Annotated in this window: 17 protein-coding genes; 11 read left to right on the plus strand and 6 right to left on the minus strand. The window is 63.6% G+C overall.

Annotated features, from left to right (window positions below; translation table 11 throughout):
• Window positions 1-22: 22 nt before the first annotated feature.
• Window positions 23-394: a response regulator gene (locus MJ8_RS19025; protein WP_027166515.1), complete on the minus strand. Its 372-nt coding sequence runs from the start codon at window positions 392-394 to the stop codon at window positions 23-25.
• Window positions 395-635: 241 nt separating this feature from the next.
• On the opposite strand from MJ8_RS19025, the gene MJ8_RS19030 reads away from it, so the two are divergent.
• The gene (locus MJ8_RS19030; protein WP_040982364.1) at window positions 636-935 is read left to right on the plus strand and encodes a DUF3572 domain-containing protein; all 300 of its coding nucleotides are present in this window, start codon (window positions 636-638) and stop codon (window positions 933-935) included.
• On the plus strand, window positions 932-1,585 hold the full coding sequence (locus MJ8_RS19035) for a hypothetical protein (protein WP_201410331.1): 654 nt from the start codon (window positions 932-934) through the stop codon (window positions 1,583-1,585). The genes MJ8_RS19030 and MJ8_RS19035 overlap by 4 nt, the downstream gene beginning before the upstream one ends.
• A 13-nt stretch (window positions 1,586-1,598) precedes the next feature.
• Here the strand turns inward: MJ8_RS19035 and MJ8_RS19040 are convergent, their stop codons facing one another.
• Window positions 1,599-3,176, minus strand: a complete 1,578-nt coding sequence (locus tag MJ8_RS19040; RefSeq protein WP_201410332.1) for a hypothetical protein — start codon at window positions 3,174-3,176, stop codon at window positions 1,599-1,601.
• Window positions 3,177-3,274: 98 nt separating this feature from the next.
• Window positions 3,275-3,850 carry a GNAT family N-acetyltransferase gene (locus MJ8_RS19045; RefSeq protein WP_201410333.1) on the minus strand — a complete coding sequence of 192 codons (576 nt, stop codon included), beginning with the start codon at window positions 3,848-3,850 and terminating at the stop codon, window positions 3,275-3,277.
• Window positions 3,851-3,915: 65 nt separating this feature from the next.
• Here MJ8_RS19045 and MJ8_RS19050 point away from each other — a divergent pair, with 65 nt between their 5' ends.
• A complete protein-coding gene (locus MJ8_RS19050) occupies window positions 3,916-5,244 on the plus strand; it encodes a DNA polymerase IV (RefSeq protein ID WP_201410334.1) in 1,329 nt (442 codons plus the stop codon).
• 4 nt (window positions 5,245-5,248) lie between these two features.
• Here the strand turns inward: MJ8_RS19050 and MJ8_RS19055 are convergent, their stop codons facing one another.
• On the minus strand, window positions 5,249-5,752 hold the full coding sequence (locus MJ8_RS19055; RefSeq protein WP_201410335.1) for a hypothetical protein: 504 nt from the start codon (window positions 5,750-5,752) through the stop codon (window positions 5,249-5,251).
• 226 nt (window positions 5,753-5,978) lie between these two features.
• Here MJ8_RS19055 and MJ8_RS19060 point away from each other — a divergent pair, with 226 nt between their 5' ends.
• Window positions 5,979-6,866 (plus strand): DMT family transporter, encoded by an 888-nt coding sequence (locus MJ8_RS19060; protein ID WP_201410336.1) that lies wholly within the window; start codon window positions 5,979-5,981, stop codon window positions 6,864-6,866.
• Between the two features lie 124 nt (window positions 6,867-6,990).
• Here the strand turns inward: MJ8_RS19060 and dnaE are convergent, their stop codons facing one another.
• Both dnaE and MJ8_RS19070 read right to left on the minus strand, forming a co-directional pair.
• A complete protein-coding gene (gene dnaE / locus MJ8_RS19065; protein WP_201410337.1) occupies window positions 6,991-10,518 on the minus strand; it encodes a DNA polymerase III subunit alpha in 3,528 nt (1,175 codons plus the stop codon).
• Window positions 10,519-10,638: 120 nt separating this feature from the next.
• Window positions 10,639-12,651 (minus strand): acetyl/propionyl/methylcrotonyl-CoA carboxylase subunit alpha, encoded by a 2,013-nt coding sequence (locus MJ8_RS19070; protein WP_201410338.1) that lies wholly within the window; start codon window positions 12,649-12,651, stop codon window positions 10,639-10,641.
• Between the two features lie 249 nt (window positions 12,652-12,900).
• Here MJ8_RS19070 and MJ8_RS19075 point away from each other — a divergent pair, with 249 nt between their 5' ends.
• From MJ8_RS19075 to MJ8_RS19105, 7 genes are all read left to right on the plus strand, one after another.
• The gene (locus MJ8_RS19075; RefSeq protein ID WP_201410339.1) at window positions 12,901-14,028 is read left to right on the plus strand and encodes an S-(hydroxymethyl)glutathione dehydrogenase/class III alcohol dehydrogenase; all 1,128 of its coding nucleotides are present in this window, start codon (window positions 12,901-12,903) and stop codon (window positions 14,026-14,028) included.
• A 68-nt stretch (window positions 14,029-14,096) separates the two neighbouring features.
• The gene (gfa, locus tag MJ8_RS19080) at window positions 14,097-14,666 is read left to right on the plus strand and encodes an S-(hydroxymethyl)glutathione synthase (protein WP_201410340.1); all 570 of its coding nucleotides are present in this window, start codon (window positions 14,097-14,099) and stop codon (window positions 14,664-14,666) included.
• A gap of 65 nt (window positions 14,667-14,731) precedes the next feature.
• Window positions 14,732-15,199 carry a YaiI/YqxD family protein gene (locus MJ8_RS19085; RefSeq protein WP_201410341.1) on the plus strand — a complete coding sequence of 156 codons (468 nt, stop codon included), beginning with the start codon at window positions 14,732-14,734 and terminating at the stop codon, window positions 15,197-15,199.
• A gap of 25 nt (window positions 15,200-15,224) precedes the next feature.
• Window positions 15,225-15,896: a DUF1345 domain-containing protein gene (locus MJ8_RS19090; RefSeq protein WP_201410342.1), complete on the plus strand. Its 672-nt coding sequence runs from the start codon at window positions 15,225-15,227 to the stop codon at window positions 15,894-15,896.
• Window positions 15,897-15,994: 98 nt separating this feature from the next.
• Window positions 15,995-16,867: a cytochrome b/b6 domain-containing protein gene (locus MJ8_RS19095; protein ID WP_201410343.1), complete on the plus strand. Its 873-nt coding sequence runs from the start codon at window positions 15,995-15,997 to the stop codon at window positions 16,865-16,867.
• A 1-nt stretch (window position 16,868) separates the two neighbouring features.
• Window positions 16,869-17,678, plus strand: a complete 810-nt coding sequence (locus tag MJ8_RS19100) for a molybdopterin-binding protein (protein ID WP_201410344.1) — start codon at window positions 16,869-16,871, stop codon at window positions 17,676-17,678.
• Window positions 17,678-18,154 (plus strand): GNAT family N-acetyltransferase, encoded by a 477-nt coding sequence (locus MJ8_RS19105; protein WP_201410345.1) that lies wholly within the window; start codon window positions 17,678-17,680, stop codon window positions 18,152-18,154. Before MJ8_RS19100 ends, MJ8_RS19105 begins: the two co-directional genes overlap by 1 nt.
• Window positions 18,155-18,253 lie beyond the last annotated feature (99 nt).

Consider the following 18,253-nt stretch of genomic DNA (forward strand, 5'->3'; position numbering starts at 1 on the left):
CCGGTTCTGCTGGTCTCGGGCATCAGGCGTCGCCCAGATAGGATTTGATCGTCTCGATGAAGCGCGGTACCGAGATCGGCTTGGAGATATAGGCCTCGCAGCCGCCCTGGCGGATGCGCTCCTCATCGCCCTTCATGGCGAAAGCGGTGACGGCGATTACCGGAATCGAATGCAGCTCGTCGTCTTCCTTCAGCCATTTGGTCACTTCCAGGCCGGAGACTTCGGGCAGTTGGATGTCCATCAGAATGAGATCCGGCCGGTGCTGGCGCGCGAGATCCAGCGCCTCCAGCCCGTTGCGTGTGCGGACCGTCTCGTAACCGCTGGCTTCGATGAGGTCCCGAAAGAGCTTCATGTTGAGCTCATTGTCCTCGACGATCATGACCTTCTTAGCCATCAGTTTCCCGTCCCGACCGCCCTCGAAGCCGAAGACCGTCGCAATGCGTCCCCTTCAGACCGCACCCAACCCTTTTCCACTCTAGCCCAATATGATTGACGAAACGGAAACCGGAGGTTGGAAAGCTGCACCAATTTCCACCTTCGGACGTTGTACGGGAGAGAGCGGAGGCTTGCCGCAAGCGACGCTTGCCGTTACTGCGGAAGGAGACTCGAAAAAATCCACCATTCCAAAGGTAATGATGGCGAACGCAGCGTCAATGCGCGAGGAAGCGGAAACCATTGCCGTCAAGGCTTTGGGCTTCGTCGCCGCCGATCCGGAACTTCTGCCGCGCTTCCTCGCAATTACCGGCATCGAGGCGAACTCGATCCGCAGGGCCGCCGCGGAGCCTGGCTTCCTCGCCGGCGTCCTGCAATTCATTCTGGCTCACGAGCCGACGCTGCTGCGCTTCGCCGAGGAGACCGGCACGCCGCCGGCCGCGGTCGGCAAGGCATTGCGCGCGCTCCCGCTCGGCAACGACGACCACGAACGTTCGACATGAGCGACGATCCCGAGACGGCGCGGCAGATCGAAGAACTTGCCGCCGACGACCGGCCGCTGCTGGTGCTCGACGTCGACGATGTCGTGCTCGAGTTCGTCCGGCCCTTCCCGCATTTCCTGAAAACGCGCGGCTTCGGGCTGACGCTGAATTCCTTCCGATTGACCGGCAACATCGCCGAAACCGCAACGGGACGGCTGATCGAACAGCCGGAAGTGACGGCGCTGCTCGGCGATTTCTTCGACACCCAGGCGGATTGGCAAAGCATCACCGAGGGCGCGGCGGACGCCCTGGCGATGCTTGGACAAGGCGCCGAGATCGTCATGCTGACCGCCATGCCGCACAAGCACCGTGCCGTGCGCCGCACGCATCTCGATGCGCTGGGGCTCGACTATCCGCTGCTGACGACCGAGATGGCCAAGGGGCCTGCCATTGCCAAGCTGCGCGGTCTTAAAGGCCGGCCGGTCGCCTTCGTCGACGACCAGCCCTCCAACCTGCTCTCGGCGCGCAACTCCGTGGCGGACGCCCATCTTTTCCATCTGATGGCCGACAACTCGCTGCGCGCCTTCCTGCCGCCGACGCCGCAAGACATCATCTCGGTCGAGGATTGGCGTGAGGCGGCGCCCAAGATCGCGGCCGCGCTCGGGCTTTAGTTAGCGCAAGCGCTCAGGGCTGCAGCTTTGCGCCAGCCCCGCCATTGTCGCCGCCGCCATTGTCACCATCGCCCGAATCGTCGCTCCTGGTGGAATTGTCCGTTCCGTTCGAGCCGTCATCGCCGCCCGAATTGTCGTCCTGGACTTCATCCGGCCCCTTCAGCATGGCGCCGTTGACCGCCACGGATCCGTCGGCCTTGGTGTTGATCACCCATTCCAGGCGGCCGTCCGGCAGCGTCCTGCCGAAGCCTTTGACGGCCAAGGCAAACGGGAAGGCCTGCGCCATCTGCTCATCGCTCTTGGCGCCTTCCTTCAGAGCATCGACGATCTTGTCATAGCCAGCGACATCGACGGTCAAGGTTGCATCCGGTTTCTCTCCGGGAAACGTCATCTCGCCTTCCATCGCGAGCTCGATGTCGCCGTTCTTCAGCGTGCTGTGTCCGATGACGACCTTCGGATTCTTGGCCTTGAAATCGGCGACCAGAGCCTTGCCGAATTCATCCGACAGTGGCGGATTCTTATTGAGATCAAAGGCTTCGATCGCTTTTTTCGCCATCGTATCGAGATCGATATTGGCGCCGCCGAAGTTCAGGTCGATATCCGTGGGCAACAGCGGCACCGTCCATTCAGGCAGGGTCTGGTGCGGGATCGTCAACCCAGAGGCCTTGATCGTGTAATCGACCTTGCCGTTCTGAGAGACGCCGTCCATGCCGAATGCGGTGCTGAATTGCTTCGCCCCGAATTCGCCGATAGGGCTTTCCACAATAAAGTCCTTGAAGCCGTAGTTGCCGTCGACCCGTTGCCAGATCGGCAGCGCGGCCAGCATCAGCGATTTGAGCTCGGCCTGGTTCGCCTTGAGCTTGGCCTCGTCTTCATTGGCCACGGCAAAAGCGAGCAGGTCGAGCAGCGGCTTCGTCCGCACGCCTTTGCCGTTTGCATCCACCGAAAGTTCCGGCGTTTTCAAGGTGAGCAGAAAATTCATCCCGTTGTCGGGATCGTTCACCTTGATCGTCTCGACGAAGTCCGCGACCTTTTGCGTGGCCGTGAAGTCGACGCCGCCATTGGCGGACTTGGTCGCTGTCACGGTGGCCGTGCCGGCGCCGGTCGAGACATCGGCCTGCTGCTTGGCTTCCCGCGACGTCATGGTCATCCCGGCCAATGAGCTGGTCGCGTTGGTGAAGGCCGCAAGGGCGGGATCGTAGACGCTGGTCAACTTGCCGTCCTTGATCGTGAAGTCCACGCTCTGACGGCCCTGCGGCCCATTGAATTCGAAGGACGCGCCCTGCGAGAAATTCGACGAAACATCCCATGATCCGTCGCTGCGCGGCTTCACCCGCAGCGCGTATGGCGCCATGTCGAATTTCAGGAGCTTCTGCTCCGGCAGCGCATTGACGAGCGCCTTTATGTCGAGCGCAATCTTATAGGCGTCGCCCTCGACGGAAACCTTGAGCACACCTTTGTCGAAGGCCTGCTTGCCGAAATAGCGCGCCAGATTGTCGGACAGCTCTTTGGCGCCCTGGTTGTCGACGGTCTGGGCAAAGGCGGGCACGCTGAGCACGAGGGCAAAGGCAAGTGGCAAAATACGCTTCACGTTGGTTCTCCGTCGTCCCGGAAGAATGATTTGCGCTTCTGGTAGGCAAGAAGCGTTACAGCCGCAAGACGCCGACTGTAGGCCAAAAGCGCATCCGGCTAAAGCACCAGCCGCATCAGCGGCCGGCCGGGCTTGCGTTCCACAAGCCTCTCGAAACCGGCCTTCTCGAACACGCGCGAGGAGCCGACGAAAAGCCCGATCGAACGCGAATCGCGCGACAGGTCGATCGGACAGGCTTCGAGCAGCCTGGCGCCGTTCTCGCGGGCGAAGGCGATGCCGCCCTCGACGAGACGATGCGTGATGCCGCGGCCCCTCGCCTTGGCGCGGATGAAGAAGCACGAGATCGCCCAGACGTTCGGGTCGCCGGCGTCGGCAGGATCGACCGGCGCCGAGCCTCTGCCTTGGTTGTTCCATTCGGGCACGTCGGCGCGCGGGCCGACCTGCATCCAGCCGACGGCCTTGCCGTCCTCGAAGGCGAGAAGGCCCGGCGGCGGACCCGCCTCGATGCGCGCCTTGATAAGGTCCTTGTTGCGCTCCTTGTCGCTGGCGCGGCGCTCCGCCGGCGCCAGCCGGAAATGCGTGCACCAGCAGCCGTAACAGGCGCCCTGCTTGCCGAACAGGTCTTCGAAATCGAGCCAAAGCTCAGGGGTCAGCGGTGCTATGGTCGTGCTCATGCGTTCTCCCCAGGCCGAGCTTGTTGCCGGCCCTGCGCTGTCGTACCATTGCGTTTGTTCTCTTTATGTTCGCAGCGATGGCGGTTCCTGTCAACAATCCCGAACACGGTTTTTGCCGTGACTGCCTGGCGCTCCAGCGCTCGCAGACGCGTCGCTGCGATCGCTGCGGCAGCCCGCGCCTCGTCTGCCACGCCGAGCTCTACCGGCTCAAGATCGCCCATATCGATTGCGACGCCTTCTACGCGGCGATCGAAAAGCGCGACAATCCCGCGCTGAAGGACAGGCCGGTCATCGTCGGCGGCGGCCGGCGCGGCGTGGTCTCCACCGCCTGCTACATCGCCCGCATCCAAGGCGTTCGCTCGGCCATGCCGATGTTCAAGGCGCTGGAACTCTGCCCGGAAGCGGTGGTGATTCCGCCCAACATGGAGAAATACGTGAGCGTCGGCCGCCAGGTGCGCGCGCTCATGTTGGCGTTGACGCCGCAGGTCGAGCCGCTGTCGATCGACGAGGCGTTTCTCGATCTTGCCGGCACCGAGCGGCTGCACGGCATGCCGCCGGCGCTGGTGCTGGCGCGCTTCGCGCAGACGGTGGAAAGGGAACTCGGCATCACCGTTTCGGCCGGCCTCTCCTACTGCAAGTTCCTGGCCAAGATCGCCTCGGATTTCCGCAAGCCGCGCGGCTTTTCGGTGATCGGCGAGGCCGAGGCGCCGAGCTTCCTCGCCGCGCAGCCGGTGACGATGATCTGGGGCGTCGGCAAGGCGCTGGCCGCGACGCTGGAGCGCGACGGCATCCGCATGATCGCGCAACTGCAGCGCATGGAACGCGGCGACCTGATGCGCCGCTACGGCGCGATGGGCGACCGGCTCTATCGGCTATCGCGCGGCGAGGACGATCGCCCGGTCGATCCCGACGGCGATGCCAAGAGCGTGTCGGCCGAGACCACCTTCGACACCGACATCGCCGCCCTGGCAGAGCTGGTGCCGGTGCTGCGCGGCCTGTCGGAAAAGGTCTCGGCCCGGCTGAAGAAATCCGGCATCGCCGGGCGCACCGTGGTGCTCAAGCTCAAGACGCAGGATTTCAAGACGCGTACCCGCAACCGCCAGCTCGGCGATCCGACGCGGCTGGCCGACCGCATCTTCCAGACCGGACTCGACCTGCTGCGCCGCGAGACCGACGGCACCAAATTCCGCCTGCTCGGCATCGGCGTCAGCGACCTCTCCGACGACGAAAAGGCCGATCCGCCCGATCTGGTCGACTTGCAATCGCGCAAGCGCGCGCTGGCGGAAGGCGCGATGGACACGTTGCGCGACAAGTTCGGCAGGAAAGCCGTCGAGACCGGTTATACATTCGGCAAGGGCCGCGCCGCCAATCCGCCCGAGCCGCTCGAAGAATGAAGCATCAGCTGCGCTTCAGGTCGATACGGCTCGTCACGACCATCTTGCCGGTTGCCGGATCCATATCGGTCACCGTCATGCGCATGTTGTCCGGCCCGACCTTCTCGACCGTCAGCTCCGCGTCGCGATCGCCATTGACGATCTTCGCCCAATGGATGTCGAGATTGATCGCGTCGCCCTTGCGGCTTCCGCTGAGCCCCGCGGGTCCGCTGCGCGAACCGATATAGGTGCCGGTGTAGTTCCCATCGCTGACCTTCAGGTCGGCGCGGATTTCGCGCGACATGATCAGCAGCGCGCGGCAGGTGCCGTCAAGCGACAGCGAGTTCGCCGTCGCGTCCGAGGTGAAGGTGCAATTGATGTTCATCACCGGCGTGTTGGTCCTGATTCTCACCGTTCCCTTGCCGGAAAACTTTCCCTGCAGCGAACGCAGGAAAGCCGCCTCGTCGGCATGCGCGCCTGTCGAGCAGAAAAGGCAGGCGGCGGCCAGCACGGCGGCGGTCGATTTCATCAAGGCGTTCCCCTCTCGCGATCGCTAAGACAATTCCAGGAAAAGTATGACATGGGTTTGGCCGCACCTTCCAAAGGAAGGCGGGAAACGTCGACTTAACGGGCGCCGCGGCCGCAAGGTTCCGCCGTCGCCATGACGGTTTTTTGACATCCCTGTTGGCTGGCCCAGTGGAATGACGCCACTAACGGTTGCGGCCAGGGTCCAGGCTTGCGACATAGGCGCCCAAATGGCGCCCGCTCCCTCGATCCCAAAAGCCGCATTCTGGATGGCTCTGTCAATCACCTCGATGCTGGCGATGTCGGTTGCCGGCCGCGAGACGACGGCCGAGCTCAACGTGTTCCAGGTGCTGGAACTGCGTTCGGTGATCGGTTTCTTCATCCTTTTGCCGCTGGTGGTGATGAACGGCGGTTTTGCCGCAATGCGCACAGGACGCCCCTTCGCTCACATCGCCCGCAACGTCATCCACTACACCGGCCAGGCCGCGTGGCTCTATGCGCTGACGCTCATCCCGCTCGCCGTGCTGATCTCGATCGAGTTCACGACGCCGATTTGGACGGCGATTCTCGCGGTCAGTTTCCTGGGGGAAAGACTGTCCCGGTCAAAACTGACGGCGATCGTGCTTGGCTTGATCGGCGTGGTGATCATCGTACGCCCCAGCGCCGGCTCGATGGATCCCGGACACCTCGTCGTGCTCGGCGCCGCGGTCTGCTTCGGCATTTCGATGGTGCTGGTGAAGTCGATGACCAAGACCGAAAGCGTGGTGCGCATCATCTTCTGGATGCTGATCATCCAGTCGGTGGTTGGCTTGATCCCGGCTCTCTACAGCTGGCGCACTCCCTCTCCAGAGCTCTGGCCATGGATTTTCGTCATCGCCTTCACCGGCATGTCATCGCATTTCTGCCTGGCCCGCGCGCTCACCCACGCAGACGCCACGATCATCTCGCCGATGGATTTCCTGCGCGTGCCGCTGACGGCGCTGGTCGGCTGGCTGCTCTATCATGAGCAGATCGACGCCTTCACCGCCGGCGGCGCGGCCCTGATTCTTGCCGGCAACCTGCTCAACCTGCAGAAGAAGACGCCGCGGGTTGCCGAAGCGGAAGCGGCAACCCCTTAGAGCGTTTCACTGTTTCACGGAAACGGCGAACCACTCTATCTCCTTGTTTTTAAGCAATTTCGCACGGAAGGTTACAGCGAAGTCGCCGAGCCCAATCGCTCACACGTTCCGGGATTGCTCCAGGCTAAACCAGCTCGACCTCGACCACGCCAGGCACCGCGCGCATCGCCGATGCCACCTGCGGCGAGATGCGGTAGCGATTGGGCAGCTCGATCTCGATCTCGCCCTGCCCCGCGTCCTTGATCAGCACGAAGCTCACCTGCCCTTCGCCCTTGACCGAAAGCTGGTTGGCCAGCGTGCCGAGGGGTGCCGCGTCGCGCACGAAGATGCGCAGCGCCTTCTGAATGCGGCTCGCCTCATCCTCCAGCGATTGCACGGTCTGGATGCGCAAGTTGATGCCCTCCGGCCGGTCTTCGGCCGAAACGGTGATCACCACCGATCGCCCGGGCTCCAGCATATCGCGATACTGCGCCAGCCCCTCGGAGAACAGCACCGCCTCATACTGGCCCGTCGTGTCGGAAAACTGCACCACGCCCATCTTGTTGCCGGTGCGGGTCTTGCGCTCCTGCTTGGTGGTGACGGTGCCGGCGAGCCGCCCTGCGGCGGCGCCGCGCTTGACCGCCGCGGAAAACTCCGCCCAGTTCTGCACCCGCATCTTCTGCAGCGCGGCCTTGTACTCGTCCAGCGGATGCGCCGAGAGATAGAAGCCCACCACTTGGAACTCGCGATGCAGCCGGTCCGCGGCAAGCCACGGATCGGTCGCCGGCAGGTTGAGCGCCTGCGACTGGCTGCCGAGCGAGGCGCCGAAAATGTCGGCCTGGCCGGATATGGCGTTCTGCTGCGCCAGCGAGGCGAGGCCCATCATGCGCTCGACGCCGGCCATCATCTGGGCGCGGTCGTGGCCGAAGCAATCCAGCGCGCCGGCCATGATCAGGCTTTCGAAGACGCGCTTTCCGACGATCTTCGGATCGACCCGCTCGCAGAAATCGGCAAGGTTCTTGAACGGCTTCTCGCCGCGCACCTCGACGATGTGCTCGACCGCCGCGTCGCCGACGCCTTTCAGCGCCGCCAGCGAATAGAAGATCTTGTTCTCGCCCACTTCGAACGGGCGGAAGCTGGTCATCACCGATGGCGCCACCACCTCGATGCCGAGGCGCATGGCGTCCTGGCGGAAATCGGCCAGCTTGTCGGTGTTGCTCATGTCGAGCGTCATCGACGCGGCCAGGAACTCGACCGGGTAATGTGCCTTGAGATAGGCGGTCTGATAGGAGACGACCGCGTAGGCCGCGGCGTGCGACTTGTTGAAGCCGTAGTCGGCGAATTTGGCCAACAGGTCGAAGATGAAGTCGGCCTGCGGCTTGGAGACGCCGCGCTCGACCGCGCCGGAGACGAAGCGCTCGCGCTGCTTGTCCATCTCGGCGCGGATCTTCTTGCCCATGGCGCGGCGCAGCAGATCGGCTTCGCCGAGCGAGTAGCCGGCAAGCTCCTGCGCGATCTGCATCACCTGTTCCTGGTAGACGATGACGCCTTGGGTTTCCTTCACCAGATGGTCGATCTTGGGGTGGATCGAGGCCAACTCCTCCTCGCCGTGCTTTCTGGCGTTGTAGGTCGGGATGTTTTCCATCGGGCCGGGGCGGTAGAGCGCCACCAGCGCGATGATGTCCTCGATGCAGTCCGGCCGCATGCCTATCAGCGCCTTGCGCATGCCGGCACTTTCAACCTGGAACACGCCGACCACCTCGCCGCGCGACAGCATCGAGTAAGTCTCTTTGTCGTCGAGCGGAATACGGGCGAGGTCGATATCGACGCCGCGACGGCGGATGAGCTTCACCGCCGTTTCCAGCACCGTCAGCGTCTTCAGGCCGAGGAAGTCGAACTTCACCAGCCCGGCCTGCTCGACATATTTCATGTTGAACTGGGTGACCGGCATGTCCGAGCGCGGATCGCGATACATCGGCACCAGCTCGGACAGCGGACGGTCGCCGATGACGATACCGGCGGCATGCGTCGAGGCGTGGCGATAGAGGCCTTCGAGCTTCTGCGCCGTGTCGAGCAGCGTCTGGACGATCGGCTCCTTCTCCGCCTCCTCGGCGAAGCGCGGCTCATTGGCGATGGCATCCGCCAGCTTGACCGGATTGGCCGGGTTCTGCGGCACCATCTTGGATAGCTTGTCCACCTGGCCGTAAGGCATCTGCAGCACGCGGCCGACGTCGCGCAGCACGGCACGCGCCTGCAGCGTACCGAAGGTGATGATCTGCCCGACCTGATCGCGCCCGTATTTCTGCTGGACGTAGCGGATGACCTCTTCGCGCCGGTCCTGGCAGAAGTCGATGTCGAAGTCCGGCATCGACACGCGGTCCGGGTTGAGGAAGCGCTCGAACAGCAGCGAGAAACGCAGCGGGTCGATATCGGTGATGGTGGTGGAATAGGCGACCAGCGAGCCGGCGCCCGAACCGCGCCCCGGGCCAACCGGAATGCCTTGCGACTTGGCCCATTTGATGAAGTCGGCAACGATCAGGAAGTAGCCGGGAAACTTCATCCTCTCGATGATGCCGAGCTCGAATTCGAGCCGTTCGCGATATTGCTCGACCGTGTAGCCGGGCGTCGGCCCATGCGCCGCAAGGCGCTTTTCCAAACCCTCTCGCGCCTGACGGGCAAGCTCCGCAGCCTCGGCCTTCTCGGCGGCGTCCTTGTCGGCGGCGTCGGCGCCGGTGAAGCGCGGCAGGATCGGGCTGCGATTCTTGGGATAATAGGAACAGCGCATCGCGATCTCGACCGTGTTGTCGATCGCTTCCGGTAGATCGGAGAAAAGCCGCGCCATGTCCGCCTGAGTGCGCAGGAAATTGTCCGGCGAAAGCCGCCGGCGATTGTCCGCGGCTACCACCGAGCCTTCGGCGATCGCAATCAGCGCGTCATGCGCTTCATAGTCCTCGCGCTTGGAGAAGAACGCCTCGTTGGTGGCGACCAGCGGCAGGTCGTGTGTGTAGGCCAGGTCGACCGTCGACTTTTCGACCATCCGGTCGTAGCCGGCGACCCGCTCCAGCTCGACATAAAGCCTGTCGCCGAACAGGCCCTTGAGGAACAGCAGCCGCTGTTCGGCGAGGTCGCGCCGGTCGGCCTTGAGCGCGCTGCCGATCGGACCGCGCGGGCCGCCGGTCAGACAGATCAGCCCGTCGCACCGCCCCTCCAGTTGCGCGCTGGTCAGATGCACCGGCTCGCCGGGCGGCGTCTCCAGATAAACCTTGCTGATCAGCCTGACCAGATTGCGGTAGCCGTCCTCGCTGGCGGCGATCAGCACGACCGGCGACATTTCCGGCCCGTTGCGGCGGCGGTCACGCTGGCCGTCGCTCGCCTCGCCGGAAAAGGCGAGGTCGACCTGGCAGCCGATGATCGGCTGGACACCGTCCTTGACCGCCTTCTGGGCGAATTCGAGCGCGCCGAACAAATTGTTGGTGTCGGTGACCGCGATCGCCGGCGCCTCGTCCTTGACCGCATGGCCGACGATCGCACCGAGCTGAAGCGCGCCTTCGAGCAGCGAATAGGCCGAATGCACGCGCAGATGGATGAAGGTCCGCGCCGGCGCTTCCGGCCGCGCGGCCTTCACGGCTGCTTCGCGCTGCAACGGGTCGCGTAGAAGTCGTTCATCCGCCATGTTTTTCCGCGCTGTCCCAAAGACTCAAAATCCATGCAGATGTATTGTCCCGGACGGGGCCATGCCAGTCCAGCACAAAAGACCCGCAGGCACAGGCTTGCGACCCGGTACCGCCTCTTCTCAGGCGAACTCCATGATCACGGCATCGACCGCGAGGCTGTCCCCCGGCTTGGCGTTGAGCTTGGCTATCGTGAGGTCGCGCTCGGCGCGCAGCACGTTCTCCATCTTCATCGCTTCGACCACGGCCAGCGTCTCGCCGGCCTTGACCTCTTGGCCCTCGGCGACGGCGATCGAGACGACGAGACCTGGCATCGGGCAGAGCAGCATCTTCGAGGTGTCCGGCGGCAGCTTCTCCGGCATTAGCCTTTCAAGCTCGGCCGTGCGCGGCAGCATGGCGCGCGCGGTCACCGACATGCCTTTCCAGGCAATCCGCAGCCCGTTCAGCGCTGGGCGGATCTGGGCTGCGATGCGGTTGCCGCCGACCGTGCCTTGCCAGATCGCATCTCCCGGCCGCCAGTCGGAGGCGACCGTCAACGGCTTGCCGCCGTCGATCGACAGATCGACCTCCATCGGGATGGAAACCATGCCGTCGACGATCCCGACCGGGAGATAGCCAGCGTCGATCTTTACCACCCAGTCGCGCTTGAGATAGCCGGAATGCGGCGCCAGCCTGCCGCTCAGGCGGTCGAGCCGGTCGCGGCGCAAGAGTTCGATCGCCGTCGCGACGGCGGCGAACACCGCCCTCTCCTCGCCATCCGGCGCGACCGGCGAAAAACCGTCCGGATATTCCTCGGCGATGAAGCCGGTCGACAGCCGCCCCTCGCGCCAGCGCGGGTGCTGCATCAGCGCCGAAAGGAAGGGGATGTTGTGCTCGATGCCGTCGACGACGAACCTGTCCAGCGCCTCCGACATGGCGTCGATGGCTTCCAGTCTTGTCGGCGCCCAAGTGCAGAGTTTGGCCACCATCGGGTCGTAGAACATCGAGATCTCGGACCCTTCGGCGACGCCGGTATCGTTGCGGATGACGATGTCGCCGAACCTGCCTTCTTCCGGTGGCCTGTAGCGGGTCAGCCGCCCGATCGACGGCAGGAAGTTGCGGAACGGGTCCTCGGCATAGAGGCGGCTTTCCACCGCCCAGCCGTTGAGCTTCACGTCGCTCTGCTTGATGGCGAGCTTCTCGCCGGCGGCGACGCGGATCATCTGCTCGACCAGGTCGATGCCGGTGACGAGCTCCGTCACCGGGTGCTCCACCTGCAATCGCGTGTTCATTTCAAGGAAATAGAAGTTCTTGTCCTTATCGACGATGAACTCGACCGTGCCGGCGCTCTGGTAGTCGACGGCTTTCGCCAGCGCCACCGCCTGCTCGCCCATCGCCTTTCGGGTCTTGGCGTCGAGGAACGGCGACGGCGCCTCCTCGACCACTTTCTGGTTGCGGCGCTGGATCGAGCATTCGCGCTCGCCGAGATAGAGCGCGGTGCCATGCGCGTCTGCCAGCACCTGAATCTCGATGTGGCGGGGATCCACGACGAACTTCTCGATGAAGACACGGTCGTCCCCGAAGGAGCTTTTCGCCTCCGAACGTGCCCTGTCGAAACCGTCGCGCACCTCCGCCTCGCTCCAGGCGATGCGCATGCCCTTGCCGCCGCCGCCGGCCGAGGCCTTGATCATGACCGGATAGCCGATCTCGCCGGCGATCCGTTCGGCATGGTCGGCGTCCTCGATGACGCCGAGCCAGCCGGGCACGGTCGAGACCTTGGCCTGGCTGGCGAACTTCTTCGATTCGATCTTGTCGCCCATCGCCTTGATGGCCTTGGGCTTCGGTCCGATGAAGACGATGCCTTCCTTCTCCAGCGCCTCGCAGAAAGACGCACGTTCCGAAAGAAAACCATAGCCCGGGTGCACGGCTTCCGCGCCAGTCTCCTTGCAGGCGGCGATGATCTTCTCGGGCAGCAGATAGCTCTGCGCCGCCGGCGAAGACCCGATATGCACAGCTTCGTCGGCCATTTCGACGTGGACTGCGTCGCGGTCGGCATCCGCATAGACCGCGACGGTGGCAATCCCCATCTTGCGCGCCGTCTTGATCACGCGGCAGGCGATCTCGCCGCGATTGGCGATCAGGATCTTCTTGAACATTCGGATGTCTTTCCTCCGGCGAAGCGGTCCAGTTCTATGGACAATTCAGGCGCGCCTCAAGTGTCCTCGGATTGGCTTTCCCGGCAGGTGCCGATTGCGGAAACCGCGCCGAAAAACGTCGCAAGAGACATTGGCCGCCAGCGCGGAACTCGCTAATGTTCTCCCAATGCTAAAGAATGGCAGGCTGGCATTCGCCACGAACAGCTTGCCGTTAGCCAAAACTTACAGACCGCTTGGGAGGAGTGCCTCATGAAGACCCGTGCCGCCGTTGCTGTTGGTGCCGGAAAGCCGCTGGAGATCATGGAGGTGGACCTGGAAGGCCCGCGCGAGGGCGAGGTGCTGGTCGAGGTCAAGGCGACCGGCATCTGCCACACCGACGAGTTCACGCTGTCGGGCGCCGATCCGGAAGGCATCTTTCCGGCGATCCTCGGCCATGAGGGCGCCGGCATCGTCGTCGATGTCGGCAAGGGCGTGACCTCGGTCAAAAAGGGCGACCATGTCATCCCGCTCTACACGCCCGAATGCCGGCAGTGCCCGTCATGCCTGTCGCGCAAGACCAACCTGTGCACCGCCATCCGCGCCACGCAGGGGCAAGGATTGATGCCCGACGGCACCTCGCGCTTCTCGGTCGGCGGCGAGAAGCTGTTCCACTATATGGGCTGCTCGACCTTCTCCAACTTCACCGTGCTGCCGGAGATCGCGGTCGCCAAGGTCAATCCCGACGCGCCCTTCGACAAGATCTGCTACATCGGCTGCGGCGTCACCACCGGCATCGGCGCCGTCATCAACACGGCCAAGGTCGAGCAGGGCGCCACCGCTGTCGTCTTCGGCCTCGGCGGCATCGGTTTGAACGTCATCCAGGGTCTTCGCCTTGCCGGCGCCGACATGATCATCGGCGTCGATGTGAACAACGACAAGAAGGCCTGGGGCGAGAAGTTCGGCATGACGCATTTCGTCAATCCGAAGGAGATCGACGGCGACATCGTGCCTTACCTGGTCAACATGACCAAGCGCGGCGCCGACCAGATCGGCGGCGCCGACTACACCTTCGACTGCACCGGCAACACCAAGGTGATGCGCCAGGCGCTCGAAGCCTCGCATCGCGGCTGGGGCAAGTCGGTCATCATCGGCGTTGCCGGCGCCGGCCAGGAGATCTCCACACGCCCGTTCCAGCTGGTCACCGGCCGCACCTGGATGGGCACCGCCTTCGGCGGCGCGCGCGGCCGCACCGATGTGCCGCGCATCGTCGACTGGTACATGGAAAAGAAGATCCAGATCGATCCGATGATCACCCACACGCTGAAGCTCGAAGACATCAACAAGGGTTTCGAACTCATGCACGAGGGCAAGTCGATCAGGAGCGTCGTGGTTTACTGAAGCAAACCCATCGGGCCGCAGGCCAGCAAGCCCGCGACCTCTGTGGTCAAACATGGGAGGAAGTGTAAATGGCCGAGAAACTGCATCCGAAGATCGACAATGGCCTGCCGAAGGAGAGCGCATCCTTTGCCGGCGGCACGCTGGTCTGCCTGTGCGCCAGCAAGCCGGTGAAGGTGAAGGTCAAGGGCCAGATCGCCCACAACCATGCCTGCGGCTGCACCAAGTGCTGGAAGCCGGAAGGCGCCATCTTCTCGGTCGTGGCCGTTGCCGGCAGCGGCGACGTCACCGTCACCGAGAACGGCGACAAGCTCAAGGTGGTCGACCCAAGCGCGCTGATCCAGCGCCATGCCTGCACGGGCTGCGGCGTCCACATGTACGGCCCGGTCGAGCGCGACCATCCCTTCAAGGGCCTGTCCTTCATCCATCCCGAACGCTTCGAGGAGGACGGCTGGTCGCCGCCGGGCTTTGCCGCTTTCGTCTCCTCGATCATCGAATCCGGCGTCGACCCGGACCGCATGGCCGGCATTCGCGGCCAGCTGAAGTCGATCGGGCTGGAGCCCTATGACTGCCTCAGCCCTGGCCTGATGGACTATATCGCCACCTGGACCGCGAAGAAGTCGGGCGCACTTCCGGCCTGACAAGTCTCGCTATTTCTGCCATGGGGCTGGCTGATACGCCGGCCCCATATTCGTTTGGAAGTACGATGCCCGCACCCCTTATCTACGTCGACGCCGACGCCTGCCCGGTCAAGGCCGAGATCGAGAAGGTCGCCGAGCGCCATGGCGTCGTCGTCACCTATGTTTCCAATGGCGGGCTACGGCCGTCGCGCGATCCGATGATCCGCAACATCGTCGTCTCCAAGGGCGCGGATGCCGCGGACGACTGGATCGTCGAGAACGCCAGGGCCAACGACATCGTGGTGACCGCCGACATCCCGCTTGCTGCGCGCACGGTGGCGCTCGGTGCGCATGTGCTGGGGCCTGCAGGCCGCCCCTTCACGCCGGAGACCATCGGCATGGCGGTGGCGATGCGCGATTTGAAGCAGCATCTGCGCGAAACCGGCGAAAGCCGGGGATTCAACGCCTCCTTCACGCAGAAGGACAGGTCGCAGTTTCTCGGCGAGCTCGACCGCATCTTGCGGCGCGCGCTCAAATCCGTCACACCGGACTGATCCAACGTCTCAGGGGCCTCGGGCCATGGGTGACGATCTCAAGACGCCGATGCATCGGCACATGCAGTTCGCCCTCGCCGCGGCCATCGGCATCGTCGCGCTGTTGCTTGCCTTGTTGCTGCGCTGGCCTCTACCCTACTCCATCGGCGCCAATGTGTTCTTTGTGAGCTACATCGCACTGGTGCTGGCCTTAATGCCGAGCCTTACCGGCCGCTATCTCAGCAAGAACGCGCGCGCGACGGACCTGCCGGTGCTGCTTATCTTCGTCGTCACGCTCTTCGTCGTCGTTGCGGCCATCGTCTCGCTGTTTCTTTTGATCAACCAGAAAAACGCGGCGCACCCTTGGCAGCTCGCCTTCGCGATTTTGTCGATCCCGCTCGGCTGGTTCACCATCCACGCCATGGCGTCGCTGCATTATGCGCATGTCTATTGGATGGGTGGTGATGAGATCGACGCGAAAAGCCAGAAGAAGATGCCTGTTGGCGGGCTCGATTTTCCCGGCGGTAAAAGACCGGAAGGCTGGGATTTCCTCTATTTCGCGACCGTGATCGGCATGACGGCGCAGACGGCGGACACCGCGATCACGACCTCGCAAATGCGTCTGGTCGTGCTCGTACATTCGATCCTGACCTTTTTCTTCAACACGGTGATCGTCGCGGCGGCGGTCAATCTCGCGGTTAGCCTGGGCGGTCCGTAATAAATCCGTGATCGCATGAAACATTACCTTGTGCGGCGACGTATTGAGAGGGAGACAACGACCTGAGAAGCCGCTTCCCAATAGCGGCCGGAGGCAAGATGGACACTGCTGCCGACAAGCAGCCCGCCGCCAAGGCGGACGCCAAGGACACGACCCTCATCTATCGGCAGTCGCGCTGGACGCGGCTGACCCATTGGATCTGGGCTTTCTCGCTGTTCTTCATGCTGCTTTCCGGCCTGCAGATCTTCAACGCGCGGCCGCAGCTCTATATCGGCAAGCAATCCGGCTTCGAGTTCAACAACACGATCCTCCAGATCGGCGCCGAAAACACCGCCAACGGTCCGCGCGGCTTCACCGAAATCTTCGGCCATCGCTTCGACACCACCGGCGTGCTCGGCTGGTCGGGTCCACCGGGACAGGAGACGCCGCGGGCCTTTCCTTCCTGGGCGACGATCCCGTCCTATTACGATCTCGGCACCGCCCGCGTCGTGCATTTCTTCTTCGCCTGGATCCTGACCACCACGCTGCTTGTCTGGCTGATCGCTGGCCTGATCAACGGCCATATCCGCCGCGACCTCGCCCCTCGCGTATCGGACCTGCGCAAGCTGCCGCGCGACATCGTCGATCACGCAAAGCTGAAATTCCACCACACGCGGGAATACAACACGCTGCAGAAAATGGCCTATGGCGGCGTGCTCTTCGTGCTTTTGCCGCTGATGATCGTCACCGGGCTTGCGATGTCGCCGAGCATGAATTCGGTGCTGCCGTGGCTCAACGAAATCCTCGGCGGCCGGCAGACGGCGCGGACGATCCACTTCAGCGTCATGGTGCTGCTCGTCCTTTTCTTCATCGTCCACATCCTGATGATCCTCGCCGCCGGCCCGATCAACGAGCTGCGCTCGATCATCACCGGCTGGTACCGCACCGACCCGCCCGCGAAGCATGACCAGCCAACCGAGAGGAGCGTCTGACATGGCAAAATTCCAGATCAGCCCCAAGCTCCAAATGAGCCGAAGAAAGTTCTTGACCGCCAGCAGCCTCGGCCTGTCCGGCATTGCGCTGTCGGGTTGCGATGCCTTCGATAGCGGTCTGGGCATCGGCGGCGGCCTGCGCAGCTTCCTCGAAAACGCCAATGGCCTGACCTGGCGGGCCCAGCGCCTGCTCGCCGGCCGCGACGCGCTGGCGCCGGAATTCACCGAGGCCGACATCCGCCAGCCGCAACGGCCGAACGGCGTCACCGCGCCGGACGACGATATCTATAAGGGCCTGCTCGGCAACAATTTCGCCGACTGGCGGCTGGAGGTCACGGGGCTTGTCGAGAAGCCGCTGTCGCTGACTCGCGAGCAGCTCCAGAACATGCCGAGCCGCACGCAGATTACCCGCCATGATTGCGTCGAAGGCTGGAGCTGCATCGCCAAATGGACCGGGACGCCGCTGTCGCTGGTGCTCGACCAGGCGGTGGTCAAGCCGCAGGCGCGTTATGTCATGTTCCATTGCCTCGACACGATCGAGCAAAGCCTGTCGGGCGACATCAAATATTACGGCACGATCGACCTGATCGACGCCCGCCATCCGCAGACGATTCTGGCCTACGGCCTGAACGGCAAGCCCTTGCCGGTCGAGAACGGCGCGCCGCTGCGCGTGCGGGTCGAGCGTCAGCTCGGCTACAAGATGCCGAAATACATTCACAAGATCGAGCTGGTCGACAGCTTCGCCAATATCGGCGGCGGCCGCGGCGGCTATTGGGAAGACAATGGCTACGACTGGTATGGCGGGATTTGATGGCCCCTCGCCTGCAGGCCGAGCACGATCTGTCGTCGGCCGAGCTCAGTTCAATCGAGGAATGCCTCAACAGCGATAACCGGCGTCTGACCGGCCGCGACAACGACCATGCCCTCGTCTTCGCCCTGCGGGATGAGCAAGGGCGCGCTGTCGGGGTTGCCGCAGGCTATTCCTGGGCTGGCATTGCAGAGCTGAAGCTGATGTGGATCGACGATGCCTATCGCGGCCTTGGTCACGGCAGGAAGCTGCTCGATGCCTTCGTTGCCGAGGCCGCCGCGCGCGGTTCCGTGAGGATATGGGTTTCGACCCACGACTTCCAGGCTCCGGGCTTCTACGAGAGGGCCGGTTTCGAGCGCATGGCCGAACTGACCGGCTGGCCAGAAGGCCATTCCAACATCATCCTTTGCAAGACGATGCGTTCCCATCAGAGCAATTCCAGGAAAAGTGTGCGCGGTTTTCCGTCTGGAATTGCGTAAAAACAAAGAGATGGAGCGGCTCGCCGTTTCCGTGAAACGGTGAAACGCTCTAGGCGGCACCCGGACGAGGCTGGCGCTCAGCGTGCGCGGCTTGGCGAC

This window comes from Mesorhizobium sp. J8, assembly GCF_016591715.1.
In the GTDB taxonomy this organism is placed as follows: Bacteria; Pseudomonadota; Alphaproteobacteria; order Rhizobiales; family Rhizobiaceae; genus Mesorhizobium.

Bases quoted from the DNA above. Each gene is read 5' to 3' on its own strand.
- dnaE (WP_201410337.1), bottom strand. From the start codon at position 10,518: ATGGCGGATGAACGACTTCTACGCGACCCGTTGCAGCGCGAAGCAGCC.
- MJ8_RS19025 (WP_027166515.1), bottom strand. From the start codon at position 394: ATGGCTAAGAAGGTCATGATCGTCGAGGACAATGAGCTCAACATGAAG.
- MJ8_RS19035 (WP_201410331.1), top strand. From the start codon at position 932: ATGAGCGACGATCCCGAGACGGCGCGGCAGATCGAAGAACTTGCCGCC.
- MJ8_RS19055 (WP_201410335.1), bottom strand. From the start codon at position 5,752: ATGAAATCGACCGCCGCCGTGCTGGCCGCCGCCTGCCTTTTCTGCTCG.
- gfa (WP_201410340.1), top strand. From the start codon at position 14,097: ATGGCCGAGAAACTGCATCCGAAGATCGACAATGGCCTGCCGAAGGAG.
- MJ8_RS19075 (WP_201410339.1), top strand. From the start codon at position 12,901: ATGAAGACCCGTGCCGCCGTTGCTGTTGGTGCCGGAAAGCCGCTGGAG.
- MJ8_RS19100 (WP_201410344.1), top strand. From the start codon at position 16,869: ATGGCAAAATTCCAGATCAGCCCCAAGCTCCAAATGAGCCGAAGAAAG.
- MJ8_RS19085 (WP_201410341.1), top strand. From the start codon at position 14,732: ATGCCCGCACCCCTTATCTACGTCGACGCCGACGCCTGCCCGGTCAAG.
- MJ8_RS19060 (WP_201410336.1), top strand. From the start codon at position 5,979: ATGGCGCCCGCTCCCTCGATCCCAAAAGCCGCATTCTGGATGGCTCTG.
- MJ8_RS19095 (WP_201410343.1), top strand. From the start codon at position 15,995: ATGGACACTGCTGCCGACAAGCAGCCCGCCGCCAAGGCGGACGCCAAG.
- MJ8_RS19105 (WP_201410345.1), top strand. From the start codon at position 17,678: ATGGCCCCTCGCCTGCAGGCCGAGCACGATCTGTCGTCGGCCGAGCTC.
- MJ8_RS19090 (WP_201410342.1), top strand. From the start codon at position 15,225: ATGGGTGACGATCTCAAGACGCCGATGCATCGGCACATGCAGTTCGCC.
- MJ8_RS19030 (WP_040982364.1), top strand. From the start codon at position 636: ATGGCGAACGCAGCGTCAATGCGCGAGGAAGCGGAAACCATTGCCGTC.
- MJ8_RS19045 (WP_201410333.1), bottom strand. From the start codon at position 3,850: ATGAGCACGACCATAGCACCGCTGACCCCTGAGCTTTGGCTCGATTTC.
- MJ8_RS19050 (WP_201410334.1), top strand. From the start codon at position 3,916: ATGTTCGCAGCGATGGCGGTTCCTGTCAACAATCCCGAACACGGTTTT.
- MJ8_RS19070 (WP_201410338.1), bottom strand. From the start codon at position 12,651: ATGTTCAAGAAGATCCTGATCGCCAATCGCGGCGAGATCGCCTGCCGC.